The sequence below is a fragment of the Actinomadura sp. NPDC048394 genome (assembly GCF_040651755.1).
GTDB lineage: Bacteria > Actinomycetota > Actinomycetes > Streptosporangiales > Streptosporangiaceae > Spirillospora > Spirillospora montaniterrae.
On sequence record NZ_JBEZJL010000020.1, the window covers coordinates 33243 to 50051 of the forward strand.

15 protein-coding genes and 1 pseudogene are annotated in these 16809 nt (G+C 69.9%); 6 read left to right on the plus strand and 10 right to left on the minus strand.

Annotated features, from left to right (window positions below; translation table 11 throughout):
* Positions 1–4: 4 nt before the first annotated feature.
* The gene (locus tag AB0C78_RS16425) at positions 5–1345 is read right to left on the minus strand and encodes an IS256 family transposase (protein ID WP_138642364.1); all 1341 of its coding nucleotides are present in this window, start codon (positions 1343–1345) and stop codon (positions 5–7) included.
* A gap of 285 nt (positions 1346–1630) precedes the next feature.
* Complete coding sequence (locus AB0C78_RS16430) at positions 1631–4654, minus strand: Tn3 family transposase (protein ID WP_138641310.1); 3024 nt, start codon at positions 4652–4654, stop codon at positions 1631–1633.
* A 576-nt stretch (positions 4655–5230) separates the two neighbouring features.
* Here AB0C78_RS16430 and AB0C78_RS16435 point away from each other — a divergent pair.
* From AB0C78_RS16435 to AB0C78_RS16445, 3 genes are all read left to right on the plus strand, one after another.
* Positions 5231–6493: a GAF domain-containing SpoIIE family protein phosphatase gene (locus tag AB0C78_RS16435; RefSeq protein WP_360747924.1), complete on the plus strand. Its 1263-nt coding sequence runs from the start codon at positions 5231–5233 to the stop codon at positions 6491–6493.
* A gap of 191 nt (positions 6494–6684) precedes the next feature.
* A complete protein-coding gene (locus tag AB0C78_RS16440; protein WP_171069411.1) occupies positions 6685–7140 on the plus strand; it encodes a pyridoxamine 5'-phosphate oxidase family protein in 456 nt (151 codons plus the stop codon).
* 239 nt (positions 7141–7379) lie between these two features.
* Positions 7380–7598, plus strand: coding sequence for a histidine kinase dimerization/phosphoacceptor domain-containing protein (locus tag AB0C78_RS16445; RefSeq protein WP_171069410.1), 219 nt, complete (start codon positions 7380–7382; stop codon positions 7596–7598).
* Between the two features lie 55 nt (positions 7599–7653).
* On the opposite strand, the gene AB0C78_RS16450 is transcribed toward AB0C78_RS16445, so the two are convergent.
* The gene (locus AB0C78_RS16450) at positions 7654–8067 is read right to left on the minus strand and encodes a hypothetical protein (protein WP_301175878.1); all 414 of its coding nucleotides are present in this window, start codon (positions 8065–8067) and stop codon (positions 7654–7656) included.
* Between the two features lie 628 nt (positions 8068–8695).
* On the opposite strand from AB0C78_RS16450, the gene AB0C78_RS16455 reads away from it, so the two are divergent.
* Complete coding sequence (locus AB0C78_RS16455; RefSeq protein WP_240807865.1) at positions 8696–8905, plus strand: sigma factor-like helix-turn-helix DNA-binding protein; 210 nt, start codon at positions 8696–8698, stop codon at positions 8903–8905.
* Positions 8906–9114: 209 nt separating this feature from the next.
* Here the strand turns inward: AB0C78_RS16455 and AB0C78_RS16460 are convergent, their stop codons facing one another.
* Positions 9115–12279: a Tn3 family transposase gene (locus AB0C78_RS16460; protein WP_138637869.1), complete on the minus strand. Its 3165-nt coding sequence runs from the start codon at positions 12277–12279 to the stop codon at positions 9115–9117.
* Positions 12280–12426: 147 nt separating this feature from the next.
* Between AB0C78_RS16460 and AB0C78_RS16465 the strand changes: the two genes are divergently transcribed.
* Positions 12427–13113, plus strand: coding sequence for a hypothetical protein (locus AB0C78_RS16465; protein WP_360747931.1), 687 nt, complete (start codon positions 12427–12429; stop codon positions 13111–13113).
* Positions 13114–13162: 49 nt separating this feature from the next.
* On the opposite strand, the gene AB0C78_RS16470 is transcribed toward AB0C78_RS16465, so the two are convergent.
* The 3 genes and pseudogenes from AB0C78_RS16470 to AB0C78_RS16480 all read right to left on the minus strand — a co-directional run bounded on the left by AB0C78_RS16470 (position 13163) and on the right by AB0C78_RS16480 (position 14520).
* Complete coding sequence (locus tag AB0C78_RS16470; protein ID WP_360747934.1) at positions 13163–13663, minus strand: hypothetical protein; 501 nt, start codon at positions 13661–13663, stop codon at positions 13163–13165.
* A 75-nt stretch (positions 13664–13738) separates the two neighbouring features.
* A pseudogene (locus AB0C78_RS16475) lies at positions 13739–13798 on the minus strand (hypothetical protein); the annotation flags it as partial.
* On the minus strand, positions 13795–14520 hold the full coding sequence (locus AB0C78_RS16480; protein WP_360747937.1) for a hypothetical protein: 726 nt from the start codon (positions 14518–14520) through the stop codon (positions 13795–13797). The pseudogene AB0C78_RS16475 and the gene AB0C78_RS16480, both read right to left, overlap by 4 nt.
* Positions 14521–14997: 477 nt before the next feature.
* Here AB0C78_RS16480 and AB0C78_RS16485 point away from each other — a divergent pair, with 477 nt between their 5' ends.
* The gene (locus tag AB0C78_RS16485; RefSeq protein ID WP_360747940.1) at positions 14998–15234 is read left to right on the plus strand and encodes a hypothetical protein; all 237 of its coding nucleotides are present in this window, start codon (positions 14998–15000) and stop codon (positions 15232–15234) included.
* A gap of 46 nt (positions 15235–15280) precedes the next feature.
* Here the strand turns inward: AB0C78_RS16485 and AB0C78_RS16490 are convergent, their stop codons facing one another.
* From AB0C78_RS16490 to AB0C78_RS16500, 3 genes are all read right to left on the minus strand, one after another.
* Positions 15281–15670, minus strand: coding sequence for a hypothetical protein (locus AB0C78_RS16490; RefSeq protein ID WP_360747943.1), 390 nt, complete (start codon positions 15668–15670; stop codon positions 15281–15283).
* Complete coding sequence (locus tag AB0C78_RS16495; protein ID WP_360747946.1) at positions 15667–15933, minus strand: hypothetical protein; 267 nt, start codon at positions 15931–15933, stop codon at positions 15667–15669. The genes AB0C78_RS16490 and AB0C78_RS16495 overlap by 4 nt, the downstream gene beginning before the upstream one ends.
* A gap of 137 nt (positions 15934–16070) precedes the next feature.
* Entirely contained in the window at positions 16071–16604 is a 534-nt protein-coding gene (locus tag AB0C78_RS16500) for a hypothetical protein (protein WP_360747949.1), read from the minus strand.
* Positions 16605–16809 lie beyond the last annotated feature (205 nt).

Sequence of the window (16809 nt, forward strand, 5' to 3'; positions counted from 1 at the left end):
GTCTTTACTGGATGCGGTCTGGGTAGGCGTCGGCGAGTTCGTTGAGGGCTTCGGCCCACCCGTAGGTCTTCTGGCCCTCGATGAGCCGTGCCGGATAGCCGGCGCGGACACCGTCCAGGTCGGCTCTGGCGGCGCGTTCGCGTGCGCGTTTGTCCTCGATGTTGAGGATGGCCAGCCAGAGCAGCTTGACCACCGCGTCGTCGGTCGGGAAGTGGCCGCGGGCCTTGGTGACCTTGCGGAGCTGGTAGTTCAGGGACTCGATGGCATTGGTGGTGTAGAGGAGTTTGCGGACGGCGGGGGTGAAGGCCAGGAACGGGATGAACCGTTCCCAGGCGGTTTCCCAGGCCTTCACTGCCTGCGGGTAGCGTCTGCCCAGGTCGGTGTCGGCGAAGGCCGCGAGGGCGTCCAGGGCGGCGTCGGCGTCGGGCGCGGTGTAGACCTTCTTCAGTTCGGCGGCGACGGCGGCGCGGTGCTTGCGCGGGACGGGGCGCAGGCTGTTTCTGATCAGGTGCACCACGCATGATTGGACGGTGGTGTGCGGGAACGCGGCGCAGATGGCGTCCTCGAACCCGGTCAGGCCGTCGACGCAGGCGATGAGGATGTCGTGGACGCCGCGGTTGCGCAGGTCGGCGACCACGCCGCGCCAGAACGCGGCGCCCTCCCCGATCCGGTTGGTGCCGGGCGGGCCGGCCGGGCCGTCGCCGGCTTTGGGGACCCAGATGCCCAGGACGTGTTTGTCGCCGTCGGTGTCGATCCCGACCGCCAGGTAGGCGGGCTTGTTGTGCACGACGTGGTTGTCTCGCACCTTCACCATCAGCGCGTCGAAGAACACCACCGGGTAGACGGGGTCCAGGGGGCGGCGCTGCCAGGCTTTGACCTCGTCCATCACCTGCTCGGTGATGCGGGAGACGGTCTCGGGTGACAGTTGGGTGCCGTAGACCTGGTCGAGGTGGTGGACGATGTCGCGCACCGTCATGCCGTGCGCGTACAGGCTGATGACCATGTCGTCCAGGCCGCCCGACACCCGCCCGGCGCGTTTGGGCACCAGCACCGGCTCGAACGACCCCTTCCGGTCGCGCGGCACCGCCAGGCGGACCGGACCGACCCCGGTCTGCACCGTCTTGGAGATCTTGCCGTTGCGTGAGTTGCCGGTCCCGTACCCGTCGCTGGCGTGCTTGTCATAGCCCAGGTGCGCGGTCAGCTCGGCCTCCAGCGCCCGCTCCAGCACGGCCTTGACCAGGTCGCCGAGCATCGAGCCCTCGCCGGTCAGCCGCAGCCCGCCGGCCTCGTCCCGGGACCGGGCCAGCAGCTGGTCCAGCAGCCGGTCGTCCAGCAGTTCCCGGATCGGGCGGCGCGTGCTGTCCTGCTCGGGCCCACTCACCTCCGTCACGGTAGCCGAAAGATCACTTACGGTAGTTGAAGTGGTGTCGTCGACACGGTCGATCACGGACATGACGTGTGGTTCTCCCCCCGAAGAACGTGGGCGCTTCACCCACTGATCACTTGCTCCCCAGCAAGATCACTTTCCACACCTGAGGGAATACCCCCCCGCCAGGTCGAGCACGGGATTCTGATTGGATCGGCCAAGGGGCGCAATCACTCGATTCCGCCCCCGCGGGTGGTCTCGGCGCTACTGGGCGGCGCCTGCTTGCGCGGTCTGCGCCCGGCCGCCGAGCGGCAGGCGCTTGGCCACGTCCAGCCGTACCTCGCCGTAGGGCTGGACGTGCTGCCAGAACAGCGGAGTCAGCCCGCGCCGGTCGGCGGGCTTGAGCAGTTTGGACCATTGGGGGTCGGCGAGGACGTCTTGCAGCATCAGGGTGTTGATGTAGACGAGCGCGGCCTGCAGGATGCGCAGGCACAGGACGGTCATCTCCAGTTCCTCGCGCCGGTTGGTGGCGATGTCGCCGCCCTTGCCGTAGAGGATGACCGAGTTGGCGCCGTTGGAGGACTCCACCACGTTGAGACCTTCCTGGATCTCCCGCTGGAGTTCGCGCAGGCGCAGGTAGCGGGCGATGAAGATGGTCTTCTGCGCGCGGCCGACCTCCAGCATGGCCTGGTAGACCGGGTGGGAGGCGGCCTCGGTGAACCGGCGCAGGATCGCCTCGGTGGAGGCGGTGCCCTGTTTGATCGCAGTCGCGTACTTGATCATCTGGTCGTAGTTCTGCTCGATCACCTCCCAGCGGACCGGCCGGGTCATCGCCGGTGCCAGCCGCGGGTACAGGTCGCTTTCGCCGCTCTCGACGCGGTAGAGCTTGACCTTGTTGATCTGCTTGATGCGCGGCAGCAGGTCGAAGCCCAGCAGCCGGGTCACGCCGAACCCGATCTCGGTCTGGCCGTGCGAGTCGACGTAGTTGCCCTCGACCTTCATGGCGGTGCCGTGCCGGACCGCGCCCTCGATCATCGCGTGGACCTCCGAGGCCGAAGCGCGCAGGGTCTGGGAGTGCACGACCATCGACCCGCGCTCGATGTGCCAGTAGATGAGGATGCCGCGGCCCCCGTAGCGGGAGTGCCACTCGGTGAAGATGTTCTGGTCGTAGGCGCGCACGTGCGTGGAGTCGGAGGCGACGGTGGTGGTCGCCTCGCCCCACAGCGCGGTGTCGCGGGCGGTGAAGGTCGCGTTCGCGATGGCGATCGCGATGTCGGCGGCGACCTGCGGGGTCAGGTAGCGGCGCCGCACGTAGCGGATGTCGTCCTCGCTGTGGGCGTGGCCGCCGGCGGCGACCGCCCGGATCCCGGTGTTGGTGCCGTACCCGAAGATCGCCAGCATCAGGCGCTCGGCCAGGACCTCGGGCCCCAGGGTGGAGTTGCCCGCCACCGAGGTGACGGCGTTCAGGCAGCCGGTGCGCAGCACCGCCTCCTTGAGCATGTCGATCAGCGGGACCGCGCCCCAGCGGCGGCTCACCTCGTTCTTGATCTTGCGTAAGTTCCGCGGCTCCTCCGCCGGGCCGATCTTCGTCAGCTTGATCGCGCCGGACTTGCGGCCGGAGATCTCCACCCAGTCCAGCTTGGGCAGCGCGGTGTCCAAGGCCTCCAACTCGGCGCGCATCTCGGCCTTCAGTTCGGCGATGAACTCCTTGGGGTCCAGCGGCTTGCGCAGCTCGGCGTAGTTGGCGGCGCGGCGGGCGGCGAAGTCGGCGGGCAGGTCCTCCTCCGGGTCGCGGAAGGAGTCCGCGCCGACCACCCAGATCTCTTTGCAGCGCAGTGCCTCGCGCAGTGCCTGGAAGGTGACGATCTCGTACACCATCCGCACCACCCGCCGACGGCCGCGCTTGTCGCTCTTGAACACCAGGTCCTCCCAGGCGCCGGCGGTGCCGCGATGCTCAGGCACCCGCTCGCCGCGCGGGTAGTAGGTGGTGTTGCCCGCCTTGGCGTAGCGGCGGACCAACTCCAGCGCCTCGATCACCGGCTGGTAGGCGGTGTTGTTGCTCTTGAACTCCAAGGTGTCCAGCAACGCGATCAACCCGCGCCGGTAGTGGTTGGTGTAGGAGGCGCGCAGCGTGGTCTGCACCGTGGTGCGGTACGCCGGGCCCTTGGTCTTGAACTCGTGCACCAGGTCCTTCAGCGTCTGCTCGCCGCCGGTCACGGCCGGGAAGATGACCGCGCGGACCGGATCGTCGGGACGACCGAGCGCGGCGTCGGCGACCCTGAACAGGATGTTCTCCTTCCCGGTCACCCGTTTGAAAGCGTTGATCAGCTCCTTGGTCACCTTGCTGTCGGCCCGCGCCTTGATCCGATGCACGGTCGCGATCAGCAACTCCACCAACGTGTCGGTGACCTCCCGCTCCCGCTCGCAGACCAGCGCCGCCAACAACAGCACCGTCAGCTCACGCGGGTGCGTGCGCATGTGAGAGGGAGCCTCCACCGCCGCCCGAGCCCGCCAGGCCGCCAGCACCTTGGGCGCCACATCGGCGAACAACCCCAGCGGCAACCCGATCGAACGCACCGCCTCCAGCTTGCGGATCTCGGTCATCATCGACTCCAGGCTCACGTTGCCCGGAGCCGACTTGATCAGCGCCAGCAGCCCAGAAACGCCGTCGTCCTCCTCCGCCGTCGCCTCGGCCGCCTCATCCTCGCTGTCCTCGTCGTCGACGCCATCGTCGATGCCGGCCAGGGCGCAGATGCGCCCGGTGGTCTCCGCACTCAGCCGAGAAGCGATCCGCACCGACCAGGTGACCTCCGCGTTGTGCAAGGCCGAGGCCACGATCCGAGAGATCCGCCCCGAGGTCGGCGGTTCGATCCGCTCCTCACGCAGATACTTGAGCAGCTCCTCACGAACCCGCTCGGGCCGGCGCTCGGCGTGGGCGACATTCTCGGCCAGCCACACCGTGACCTTCTCCGCGTCCACGGTCGTGCAGACGCGAAAGTCCAGGTGGGTACGGATCTGACCACGGTGATACTCGATCGTGGAACCAGACCACTCGTAGAAGCCGAACTCCGAGGCGGGCACCTGGACCTGCTTAGCCACATGCTCGACAGCCTCGTCGGCCAACTCCGAACGTCCTCGCGGGAAGCGCCCGTGCTGCGTATAGAACTTCAGCAAGACCGCGAATCCGAGGCGCGTGGCGCCACGCTTCCCGGCGATCAGCTCACGCTCCTCGTCCAGAACCGTCCAGTGCTCGACAAGCTCGTCGATGTGCATCGGGGGGTGCGCCATAGCCGCCCAGCATCGACCAGCCAAATCACAACAAGATCAACGCCGTTTGGGGCTCATGACGCGTTTCTTACCGACACCCCTACTTTGGGGCTGGGGTCAGCTTCGGGAGTAGGACGCCGAATCGTGCGAGCGACACCGCGAACCGCCCCAGGCTGGCGAGGGCCGAAACCCTCTCCCAGAAGCGGTGAGAACGACGATGCTTCACCGGATCATCACCCCTTTCTCTCTCCCGTCCCCTGTAGACGGGCGCCCTGACGACAGGGCTCCGGGAGATCCGGAGGGGTGCTCCACCAGTCGGCCCTCCACTCGGGTCCGCGCGACCAGATGAAAGGTAGCTCTGCGTAACATCTCTGGCGAAACCCCTCCGGTGGCGTGTTTGCGGTGGTGGGGGGCCGGCGGGTGGGGGTGTGGGGCGCTGTCTGGGGTAGGCCTTGGTGATCGTTGTTTCCGTTGGTGTCGTGATCGGGGGGTGAGGGCGTGGCTGGGCGGTCGGTTTCGGGTGGGCCCGGGCCGGGTCGGGGTGGGGAAGGGCCGCCGGGGCGGGATGGGCGGTTGCCGGATCTGGGCGGCGACGACTTGGACGAGATTCAGGCCGGGCTGCAGCGGCTGGCGGCCGAGCACGGCCGGTTGCAGGAGTTGTTGAACGCGGTGCTGGCGATCAGCGGCCATCTGGAGCTGGAGGAGGTGCTGCACACCATCGTCGAGGCGGCGCGGGAGCTGGTGCGGGCCCAGTACGCCGCGGTGGGGGTGTTGGACGACCAGGGCCAGTTCACAGAGTTGATCACTTCGGGGTTCGGGGTCGACCAGTTCGCCGAACGGGTGGGCGAGTTGCCGCACGGGACGGGGCTGCTGGGAGATCTGGTACGCGATCCGCGGCCGCTGCGGGTGGAGGATCTGCCCTCCCATCCCCGCGCTGCGGGGTTCCCTGCCGGACATCCGGTGATGACCACGCTGCTGGGCGTGCCGATCCGGGTCCGCGACACCGTCTACGGCAACCTGTACCTGGCTGACAAGGCTGACGGGCCGTTCACCGACCGGGATGAGGAGGTGGTGTCCGCATTGGCCAGCGCGGCCGGAGTGAGCATCGAGAACGCCCGGCTGTACGCGCGGCTGCGCGCGGCCACTGAGGACTTCCAGCGGCGGCTGCTGCCGCAGATGCCTCAGCTGCACGAGTGGGAGCTGCAGGCCCGGTACCAGCCGTCCAGCCAGGCGCCGAGTGTCGGCGGCGACTGGTACGACGTCATCCACCTGCCCGACAGGGTGCCGTGCGTGATGGTCGGGGACGTGATGGGCCACGACCTGCGGGCGGCCACGGTGATGAGCCAGATCAGCAACATGCTCCGAGTGATCGCCTTCGACCAGCGCGAGCCGCCCAGCCGGATCCTGCAGCGCCTGGACCGGGCGCTGCACGAGTTGCACGGCGGGCCGATGGCCACAGTGATCGTGGTGCGGCTGGAAGGCGACGGTGCAGGGCGGCAGCTGCGGTGGGCCAGCGCCGGGCACCTGCCGCCGCTGCTGGCCGTCCCCGGCGAGCCCGCCCGATACCTGGAGGCCGATGTCGGGCCGCCGCTGGGGGTCGATCCCGACGTCGTCCGCCCCGACCACGAGCATCGGCTGCCCGTCGGCGCGACCGTGCTCCTGCACACCGACGGACTGATCGAGGACCGGGCCCACACGCTGGACGAGGGCATGCGGGGAGCCGCTCGTATCGCCACCGGCCACGCCGACCGGCCCCTGCCGCAGCTGTGCGACGCCCTGCTGGCCCGCTGCCGGCAGGGCGGTGAGCACGACCTCTTCGAAGACGACGTCGCCCTGCTCGCCGCCCGGCTGAAACCCTGAGCGGCAGCTCGTCGAGCCCGGGGCGGAGGGGCCGGTCGGAGCGGGGGGCGGGCATCGACCCTTGCCGGGGCCGTTGGGAGCCCGGCCGCAGGGACCTTCTTCCCTTCAAAGGGCCTGGTGGGAGCTGCGAGCCTGGAGGCATGTGTTCAGGCGACCGGTGGCCAAGAGCACGGCCCGCCACGCGGACGCCCGTGGAGGAAACGGGGTCGTCCCCGGCACCGCTCGGGTGGTGGCGGGCCAGAGAGCTGCTGGCCTCGGCGGGCGTGGGCCGGCTGGTGTTCACCGAGCAGGGGCTGCCCGCGGTGCGGACGGTGCCCTTCACCGTCGAAGGCACGGTGATCCGCATCGAGCTGCCCCCCGGCGCCGGGCTGGCCCGCACGATGCGGCACGCCATCGGCGCGGTGGTCGCGGTGCACGCCGACCGGCTGGACGATCCGGGCGGCGGCTGGGAGGTCACCGCAGTCGGCACCGTCCGGACCGGCGACACCGGCGACCGCATCGGCCCAGCCGGCGCCCATCGGGATGCGCCCCACGGCCGCAGCGGGGACGGGTCGCTGCTCATCGATGTCCGGCACCTGTCCGGCCGCCGGGTTCCCCGCCGGCCGGAGCCGCCCGGCCAGCCGCGGCGTCACCTCAGGGCCGTGTGACCACCCTCCCCGCCGGGCCACCCGGTACAGGTACCGCAAACCGGGCATTGCGGGCGTGGTTGTACCGCCGTCCCGGGGTACACCATGCCGGATGATCCACGCACCTCCCGACAAGAGGGGCTGAAAGGACTATGGCGTACCCGTCACCCGAACCTGGGCGTGCTCGGAGCGAGGACGGCGCGGGGGGCCGGCCCGACCCCGCCGCGGTCCACGCCGCAGCACGGGAGGTGGCCCGGCAGTTGAGCGCTGACCCGCACCGCGTCGCTCACGAACTGGCCGACCAGATCACCCACCGGCTGTTCGCAGTCAGCCTGGAACTGCACGGCGCGCTGGCCCGCATCCACGACCCGCACGCCGCCCAACGCGTCCACACCGCGCTGGCGGGCCTGGACGACACCCTCACCGAACTGCGCCACGTCATCTTCGACCTGCACGCCACCCCCGGCGGGCCAGGGTGAGCGTCCGCCATGAAGCCGACGACGCCGGCTCGCGCCGCGGACCGACCGGCTCCGGTCAGGGCGGGGAGTTCCGCCCGAAGGACCGCAGCATCCGCGCCGCCCGGGACAGCCGGCCGCGACACAGGTCCTGATTGAGGACGATGGCCGTACCGCCGTCCTGGTCCCACCGGTAGCCCAGCAGCGGGCCGGGCATCCGGGCGCGCGCGAACGGGCCGATCCGGCCGCCCGGCGGCTCCGCCGCCTGCAAGTACCGCCACACCTCCCCCGCCGCGTCCCCCCGCACCCCACCGGCGGGGCCGGCAGCGACCGGGTCGGCGGCGATGAGGATCAGCGCCGACCGGCCGGGCACCGGAACCCGCAGGCACTGCCATCCGCCCACCCAGCCGAACGCCCGCTCCAACTCAGGCGGCGGGTTCCCCGCCCCGAGCGCCGCCAACTGGCCGCGCAACCAGGCGTTCTCCCGGGCCAACCGTTCACTTTCCGCCCTCAACCCATCCACGACCGACACATCCATGGGAGCCTCCCAGGCGGCGCCCCGGACGCGCCGGCGATCGCCTCCGGCTCAGACAGGACCGGAGCCCCGCTCTTGCCGGGCGCCGATACCCGGGCGGCGCGGGCATATGCCGCCCCGCCCCCAATATCCACACAATGGCCGATCCGCAAGAGCGGGGACGAGCCCGCGCCGACTCGGAGGGGGCACATGAAAGACATCCGGGCCCCGCGTCCAGATGTGACTGGACTTCCTGGGTGAGTGAGGAGCAGCGGGCGTACCCCGATCCGGATGTCGGCCGACGGCCGGTCGTCGGTAACCGGTGCCGGCGGCGGAGTGCCGGGCCGCCACGGGGTTGCGGGCGCACGGTCGGCCGGGGCCGCCACCCGCAGCAGCCTCGCCAGCCGGGGAACCTTGGTGAACCGGCCGGTGTGGCAGGACGCGTTCGGGGTTGTCCACAGGGGCTCCGGTCCCGGCGGTTCCGGGGGGCGCCGGGACCGGTGACGCCGCGATCGCGGGCCATGCGGGCGGCGGTCGAAGGCCGCTACAGCCCGCAGGGCTGGGTACTTCACGACCGCGGCCGGCGCCTAGGGCGGCGGAGGGTGAGGTGTCGACCGACCAGGCCATCGCGCTGATCGCGGCGCTGCCTGGTGACCAGGCCGAAGCGCTGCTGCTCCGGGTGGTGCTCGGGCTGGACGCGACCGCGGCCGCGCGGGTCATGGGCACCAGCGCAGCGGCTGTGCACACCGCATCGGTGCGGGCGCTGAGCAACCTTGCTCAGGTTCTTCGGCACTGCGCGGGTCTCCCGCAGAACTAGAGGGGTTGCGCGAAGGAGGGACCTGCCGGGAACTCCACGCGCCCCGGCCCCGCTACCGCCCATGGCCGGCCGGCTGCTGCCCCAGGGCCTCCTGGGTGCTCGCGGAGCATGCGCAAAACGGTGACGGGCGAGTATCTGGCCCGGGCCGCCGAAGCCGCGGACCACGACTGAGGGCCGCCCGTGGCCTGGGCTGCCCGGCCCTACGGGCCCTACGGCCCGACCCCGGCGGCCGGGTCGCCGGGGTCGGGGGCCGCGGGGATGTCGCCGAGTTCGCGCAGGCCCTCGGCGGGCGCCGAGGGCGCGATGGAGTAGCGGCCCAGGCAGTTGAGGTGGGCGTGGCCGAGCGGGCTGAGCCGGGCGGCGTCGGCGTCGTTGACCGGGATCCCCTGGGCGCGCAGCCGGTCGACGGCGGCGGAAAGGTAGCGGGAGTTCCACAGCGCCACGGCGTTGACGACCAGGCCCAGCGCCGCTAGTTGATCTTCTTGGCCTTCTCGGTAGGGCTGGCGGATCTGGCCGCCTCCGGCGTGGCAGATCTTGCGGGCCAGGCGGTGCCGGGATTCCTGGACGGTGAGCTGCTTGTTCAGCGTGCGGCGGTAGCCGTCGTCGATCGGGTCCAGGATGTCCAGCAGGTGCAGGGTCTTGTCGATGCGGCCGTACTCGGCGAACGCCTGCCCGAGCGGGGTGGGGCGGCCGCCCCGGGAGAACATCCGCAGCAGGTCGTAGGCGCGGACCTGGTTGGTGACCAGCGAGCCGGCGACCCGGGTCATGTCCGACCACTGGGTGCAGATCCTGTGCCGGTTGATCTTGTTGCGGGCGATCGCCTCCAGCGGGCCGTATCCGGGGGTGGTGCCATCAGGCAGGTCGGCGCGCCAGAACCGCTGGTCGCCCAGGTCGGCGAAGCGGGGCGCGAATCGGTAGCCGAGCATGGAGAAGATCCCGAACACCATGTCCGAGTCGCTGGCCTGGTCGGTGGTGACCACCTCGGGTTTGGGGCCGGCGTCGATGTTGATGAGGGTGTCCAGGATGAACAGCGAGTCGCGCGGGGTGCCGGGCACGACCATCTGCCCGATGCCCATCACCTGGTCGTTGACGGCGTTCAGCAGCGTGATCCCGCGCTTGTAGCCGAAGTACTTGGGGGAGGGCCCGGCGTTGATGGTCTGCACGGGGACCACGAACCGCAGCCCGTCGACCGAGGCCAGCAGCCCGCCGCCCCACAGCGCCACGATCGGCACCTCGCGCTGCGCCTGGACCAGGACCGCGTTGGCCGCAGCGTGGGTCTCGGCCCGTACATAGTTCTGGTCCACGTGGGAGAGCCGACCGCGGGTCAGCGCCTGGTCCCCTTCCTTGATCACCGGTGTCAGCCCGACGTTGCACGCCTCGGCGATCAGCAGCGCCACCAGCGATCTGGGAAGGTCTTTCATACCGGTGGAGATGTCGGCCAGGTGCACGTAGGCGTCCAGGAACCCGGTCCAGGCGTGCACCTCCAGCAGCAGCTCGGGCAGATCGACCCGCGGCAGCATCGCCTGGCACGCGCCGCGCAGCCACCTCAGCGACGGGCTCTCGCCGAGCGCGCCGAGTTTCTCCACCGACAGCCGGGCGTGCCCGCCGGCGCCCTCTGGTGGGGCGACCACGCGGACCAGGGCGTCATCGCCGGCCTCTTCCAGGCGGGTGGCCATCTGCCGCCAGGCCGCGTCCAGTGCCAGGACCCGGCCGTCCAGATGGTCGCCGACCGGGTCGGTGAGCGACAGCGACGCCAGCACGTCCTCGCTGATCGCCTCCCACTGGCGCCCGTCCAGCAGGTGCGCGCGCGGGTCGGCCCACCGGTTGGACGGCGCCGCGAACACGTCCCGGACCTGCAGCGCACGAAACAGCGCCTCCAGCACGCACACCACGTAGGCGTCGCGGTCGACCGCCCTGACCGGCAGGTCGGGATTGGCGTACACCGGGCGCCTCCACGCCGCGGTCACCAGCGAGGCGTCGATCTCCCCCGGCAGCAGCGGCTTGCGCGACACCTGGCGGCGCGCCAGCTCCGGCAGCCGCCGCACCGCCGCCAGGACCTTGCGGCCGCCCGCCGCCGCGCCCAGGGCCTGCGACTCGCCCAGCAGCTTCAAGAACGGCCGCACGGTGCTGTACTTGTCCACCAGCGCCGCGCGCAGCGCCGCCTCCGCGGCGCCCTCCTCGACCGGGACGAGTTCCTCCACCGACGCAAACGCGGCCATCACCTGCTGCCGGGTGGTGCCGGCCTGATCGGTCACCGCCGCCCACAACGCCGCCACGTCCACCTCGGCGCCGACCTCGGCGGCCAGGTCGAGCTGCTCCACCAGCACCCGCCCCGCCTTCGACAGCAGCCGGGACGCCCGCTCCAGCCTCGGCAGCATCGCCAGCCGCTCGCCCGCCGACTTGCGGCGCGCCGGAGAGATCAACCGGGTGGCCATCAGCAGGGTGAACAGGTCCAGGGCGTCATCGATCGCCTCAGCCTCCAGGCTCCGGGTCACCGCCAGCAGCGTCGCGGTCTTGCGCGGCTCGCCCAGGCGAGCCAGCGCCGGCGCCTTGCTCCCCGCCCCGTACCGGGCGAGCGTCTTCATCCGCCGGACCGGCACCTTGCCCACCTGCACCCGGCCCAACTCCAACCCGGCCAGATCATCGACCCGTCGAAGCGCCCGCACCATCTCGGTCCCCGACTGCCGCTTGGGCGCCTGCCGTAACCGCTCCAGCTCCGAGACCCGCGCCCCGTCGGGGACCTCCAGCAGCCCCGCCAACGCCAGCGGCAACCCTGCTCCCGCCCGCTCGGCCTGGCGGGCCACCACCGCGTACATGCGCTCATCCGCGCGTTCGCGCACCCCACCCACCAGCCGCTCCAGCACCGTCACCCCCGGCAACAGCACCCGATGCCGACGCAGCCACGCCACCGACTGATCGAACAACGCCGTCGGGCCTTCCGCGTGCGTCCACGCACGCCCGTGCAGAAACGCCAGGAACCGCTTCGACACCTGGCGCGCCTCCCAGCTCTCCCGGTCCTCAAAGACGTGGAAGCCGTAGGCGTCCCTGATCATCCACGTGTGCTCATACGCCGTCTGCGCACGCACCGTGTACCTCTTGACCTGGGATGGATCACCGATCTCCAGTTGCTCGGCCAGGTAGTCCACCACCGGCCACGGCACGTCCAGAGGGTCGGCCAGGAACAGCCCCTTGTAGCGAACCGTCGCGATCTGCACGGCAACACCCAGGCGATGCGAATCGGCCCGCGACCGAGCGATCACATCCCGGTCGAACGCGTCCAGGAAGAAGAACTTCTCCAGCTCCGACTGTGTCGGCAGCTCCACGAACGACGTATACGCCGCTCTTTGCTCATCTGACAGAAACTCCGCAGGCATAGCCCCGCAAAGTAGGCCCGGCCCACCAGCGACTAACTCATAGTGACCAATACGTTACGAAGCGAACGTTCCAAGTGGCCAACTCTCAAGATCATTCTCAGCGCTAACGGCTGTCCGTAGGTTCCTCAACCCCGGTAGTGTCGGCGCATGGCCGACACCGACCCGCTCGCGAACGACTCCGCGTTCCGCGCGATCGCGAAGGTCTGGGAGGACCTCGGCCGCTTCTGCGAGGCCGCGCTGCGCGAAGCGCTGCGGGGAACGCCGGCGGTCAACTGCCAGGCGCTCGGCATCGCTGCCGACGACTTCGCCGCCCTGACCAACCAGCTCGATGCCGCCCTGGAGTTGGGCGCGCTCGACCGCATCGAGGCGGCGGCACGGGAGATGACGACCGCCATCACCGTCGGCCCCAACGACCTGCGGCGGCCGGGCATCACCGAAACCGATCTGGCGTTCCTGGGCGCGCTCATGATGATGCGCGGGCAGCTCCGCATCCTGGACGACAGCCGCGCCGGCGAAGGCCCCGCGGCGATCGCGCTCCCCACGCTGACCGACGATCCTGACGTCGCGCCGTGCGACTTCTGCGGCGCCGCCAGGCCGACGTGGTACTTCCGGGCCGAGCCCTTCGAGCTGCCGCACCCCGGCAGGGATTCGCCTGCGGTGTTCGGCGACCGCTGGTACGCGTGTGATGCGTGCCGACCTCTCGTTGGCGCGGCCGACTGGAAAGGGCTGGCGGCCCGTCTGGGCTTTCCCTGGCCGCTTCCGCAGACCATCAAGACGGCATGGCTCATGTTCGGTCGGCACCGCCGCGGCGACGCGCAACGCGTCCCGCGCTGACACCCCCGTGTCCGGCATGCGGCGCGGTTATCCTCGCCGGCTCCACAACTCAGCTCGGCTCTGGCAGTGACACACCTGCAGGAGGCCGCCCCCCGGCATCGGTTGGGATTCCTGTGGGAGGACGCTCCCATGCCATTGGTGTTGCGAAGCCGACTTGGCCGCCGGAGAAGGTCGCGCGCCGGAAGTGAACATCGGTGCCGGAGAACCATGCAAGCCCGAAGTCGACCTTGCCGTTGGCGAACGTCGTGCCCCCGAAATTGATCTCACCGTCGGTGAGTTTCGCGTTCACGAAACTGACCTGGCCTCCGCTGAGTGTCGCGTTCACGAAGTTGACCAGTCCGCCGGACAGTTCCGCTTGCCCGAAGTCGACCACGCCGCCGGACAGTTCCGCGTCCACGAAGTTGACCAGTCCGCCGGAGAGCTCCGCCCGCTCGAAGTTGATCACGCCGCCCGACAGTTCCGCTTGCCCGAAGTTGATGTGGCCGTCGGTGAGTGTCGCGTATCCGAAGTCCACCAAGCCGCCGGAGAACGCGGCGCCCCTGAAATCCATCTGACCGCCGCAGAACGTCGCCCGCTCGAAGCTGGTATGGCCGCCGGAGAACTCCGCATCCCGGAAGCTGAAGTCGCGAGTGAAGGTGGTGTTGGTGAAGGCCGCGGTTCCGCCGGTGAAGCGAGCGCCGCTCAGGTCGCCGCCGTCGAAGACGACGTCGGTGAAGTCGAAGTCGTGGGCCTGCCAGGAGCGCGGGTCTCCGGTGGGCAGGCGCAGGTGGTTGCCGATGAGCCGGATGATGGTGTGGCGTACCTCGCGGAGGCCGCGGTAGGCGATGCGCTGCTGGTCATGGGCATCGCGCTCCGCGTCGGTGGGGAAGCCAGGGCGCTGGTCCAGAGGCAGAGGTCCGGGGTCGGGAGCGTACGGGAGGCGCAGATAGGCGCACAGGACGTCGATGCACGTCTGGCGGAACGTGCGGGGGCGTCGTCGGCGATCCCGGCCAGGGCGTGAACGCCGCCGAGCTGGATGGCGGGGTTGGTGTCGCCCAACTGGGCGACGGCGGCGGTGAAGCGGTCGGTGAGCTGGCCGCGCTCGGTCAGCTCATGAGTACGGCGCTGGGCCTTGTCGGTGTGGTCGGCCGCCCGCAGCGCGGCCTGCACGCTCTCCTGCGCCGCTCTGGCGGTCTGCCGGGCCGAGCTGGCGTTGGAGGCGGTGTAGTAGATCGCGACCGCCGCCAGCAGCCCGGTCGCCACCGCGGTGATCCGGCCCCGGGCCTTGTCAAGAGCCTCCTGCCGGTCGGCGCCGGTGAGCGCACCCTTGCCGTGCAGCCTCACACCGTCAACGTGCTCGACCCACCACGTCGTGGCCGGCCACAACAGAACCAGCAGCACGGCGACCAGCAGCACGACCGCAGCCACGGCCGCCACCCACCACAGCCATCGCTGCCCCTGTACCCGCCCAGCCGACGCGTCCGGCGCAGCTGCGGGTGCCTCGTCCAGTCCACTCACGCCAATTCAGACGCGCCACAACGGCCCCCGGCCTCTTTTCCGCGTCGTTGCGATGTCGTCTCAATCTCTGGCGTGGGCCGCAGGCGCGGTGGAAGGGCAGTGCGCTCGAACCACCCACTCAGGTCGGCACGATCGGTGCTCTGGTCGCCTGCCGGCTGTTGGCGACGAACAGAGTCAACGAGGGGGGAGGGGCAGCCAGGCTGAGCGGAGCACAAAGCTGTCGGTGGCCGAGTGTCAAGAGCCGGGCCGGGCGCGGGGCCGGGGTGTCCGCGCCGTGAGCACCTCACCAGGGCCATCGTCTCGGTGGACAAAGACGACGCTCCGGGCCCCTAGACTCCGATATTGCGATCACCGAGCGTCACTTGCCAGGCCCGCGAAGGGACCCCCATGGACTCCACTGAACCTGAGCGAATCATCGTCCGGGTGCTGCTCACCGTCGGTGATACTGCAGAACTTGTCACGCCGCTCCACGACCACCGCGACCCGCTCCGCATGCCCGCAGCCGCTATCGCGGAGGGAGCTGGTCTGCCCCCCGTTGAACTGCCCGGTCGAGAGTTCTTCGCCTGGCGGGCCCCGGACGGTGCCTTGTCTGGTTTTGAGCTGGTTCACGACCCGCGGGTGTGATCAGGTGCCACGGGCGATGGTCGTCGCTTCTCCGTTCTGTGTGGGATCACGGTGAGCGGCGTGGTTCTCGTGTAATGCCCTGCAGCACGTGGCGGGGCCAGTGGGGGAGCCCGCATAGTTCGATGTGCGGTGGCATTCGGCCGTCGTTGCGGTCTTTGCGGACGGTCGCGTACGCCAGCCCTAACTCCTGAGCCGCCTCCTTCTCATCGAGGAGGTCGTCGGGGTGCCCCGGCGCGGGCAGTTCCGGTAGTGGCTGGCCGTCCCGGAATGCCTCCACCTGCTGGCGGTCGTAGAGCAGCTTCCGGCGCCCAGGGTTCACCGGAGCGGGAAAACCGGGCTCGTGCGCGACGCCTTTGGTCCGGAACGTCTGGTAGGCCATGCCGAGCATGGATGCCGCGCCGGCCGCGTCGACCACCGGCCGCTTGCGCGGGATCATGGCGTTGCTCCGGCGGAACGGAACACCGAGGCGACGCTCTCGAAGGGGCGGTCGGCGTCCGGCGTGTAGGTGAGGAAGACGATCGGGTCCGCGGCGTCACGGATCTCGAAACGTTGCCGCATGTGGCAGGCGCCCTCGCCGTTGGCAGCGGCCTGCTCGTGCCGGACCCGGCAGGCGGTGTCGAGATGGTCGAGGGCACCGTCGAGGGTCTGTGCGTCCGCGAGTCTCGCGGCCGGTTCATTGGTCTGCCAAAGCTCGAACATCGGGGACCTCCTCCTAGTGGCGCTGGTGGTCGTCATGGTGTGCGGTCCCGCCCGGCGGCGGGGCGGAAATGCGGCTGTGTGGATAAGTCCGTGCTGCCGGAAGCCGGGACGGGCTGGATGCCCGTCCCGGCTTGCCGTCAGAGGCGTCCCTGCTGGAACAGCCGTTCGGTGATCCGGGATTCGGCGATCGGCTCGAACCACCCGACCGGCATCAGCGGCCAGATCTCGCGGCCGATGTCGAAGGCCGAACGCCAGAGCCGGTACTGCGATTCGAAGGCTTCGCGGTCGTCGCAGACGATCGCGAGTTGCCCGATCTTGACGATGACTTGGCCGCAGCCGCTGGGGCTCTGGCCGGGTGCCTTCCCCAAGATCATCGGCGCGAGCCGCTTGCTCTCGAAGCGGACGGCTGCGTGGACCGATGGAGCGCCGATCCGGAACAGCCTGGCCGCATCGCGGTCGCTCATCGTGCGCCGGGCGATGATTCGCGCCTCGACCCACGTCTTGAACAACTCGCGTGCCGCTTCGTGGTCGGTGATCGTGATGACCGCGCCCGGGATCATTACCTGGACGAGCGATCCGACGATCTCGACGATTCCGTCGTGCGGTCCGGCGAACCGGACCGTCAGGGACGCGACGTGGTGAGATGTCTGGTTCCCCACGGGATCCTCCACACTGTTGAGTTTTCAATCTGCGATGCCGGGGGTCCGGGTCTCACTCCTTCTCCCTGACATCCCTAATGTACCACACTTCTGTTTAGAGGTGATGACCTAAAGCCTTCTCTCGTCTGGATGCATAAACAGAACTGTGGTATTGTTTTCAGTGTCGGAACGGGGAGTGAGACCCCCGGACCGGTTCCGCAGATTGAAAACTCCAGAA

What these genes read in the sequence shown, in the direction of transcription:
- AB0C78_RS16430 (WP_138641310.1), bottom strand. Translation starts at nt 4,654, where the DNA reads ATGGCGCACCCCCCGATGCACATCGACGAGCTTGTCGAGCACTGGACG.
- AB0C78_RS16460 (WP_138637869.1), bottom strand. Translation starts at nt 12,279, where the DNA reads ATGCCTGCGGAGTTTCTGTCAGATGAGCAAAGAGCGGCGTATACGTCG.
- AB0C78_RS16465 (WP_360747931.1), top strand. Translation starts at nt 12,427, where the DNA reads ATGGCCGACACCGACCCGCTCGCGAACGACTCCGCGTTCCGCGCGATC.
- AB0C78_RS16470 (WP_360747934.1), bottom strand. Translation starts at nt 13,663, where the DNA reads ATGGATTTCAGGGGCGCCGCGTTCTCCGGCGGCTTGGTGGACTTCGGA.
- AB0C78_RS16485 (WP_360747940.1), top strand. Translation starts at nt 14,998, where the DNA reads ATGGACTCCACTGAACCTGAGCGAATCATCGTCCGGGTGCTGCTCACC.
- AB0C78_RS16490 (WP_360747943.1), bottom strand. Translation starts at nt 15,670, where the DNA reads ATGATCCCGCGCAAGCGGCCGGTGGTCGACGCGGCCGGCGCGGCATCC.
- AB0C78_RS16495 (WP_360747946.1), bottom strand. Translation starts at nt 15,933, where the DNA reads ATGTTCGAGCTTTGGCAGACCAATGAACCGGCCGCGAGACTCGCGGAC.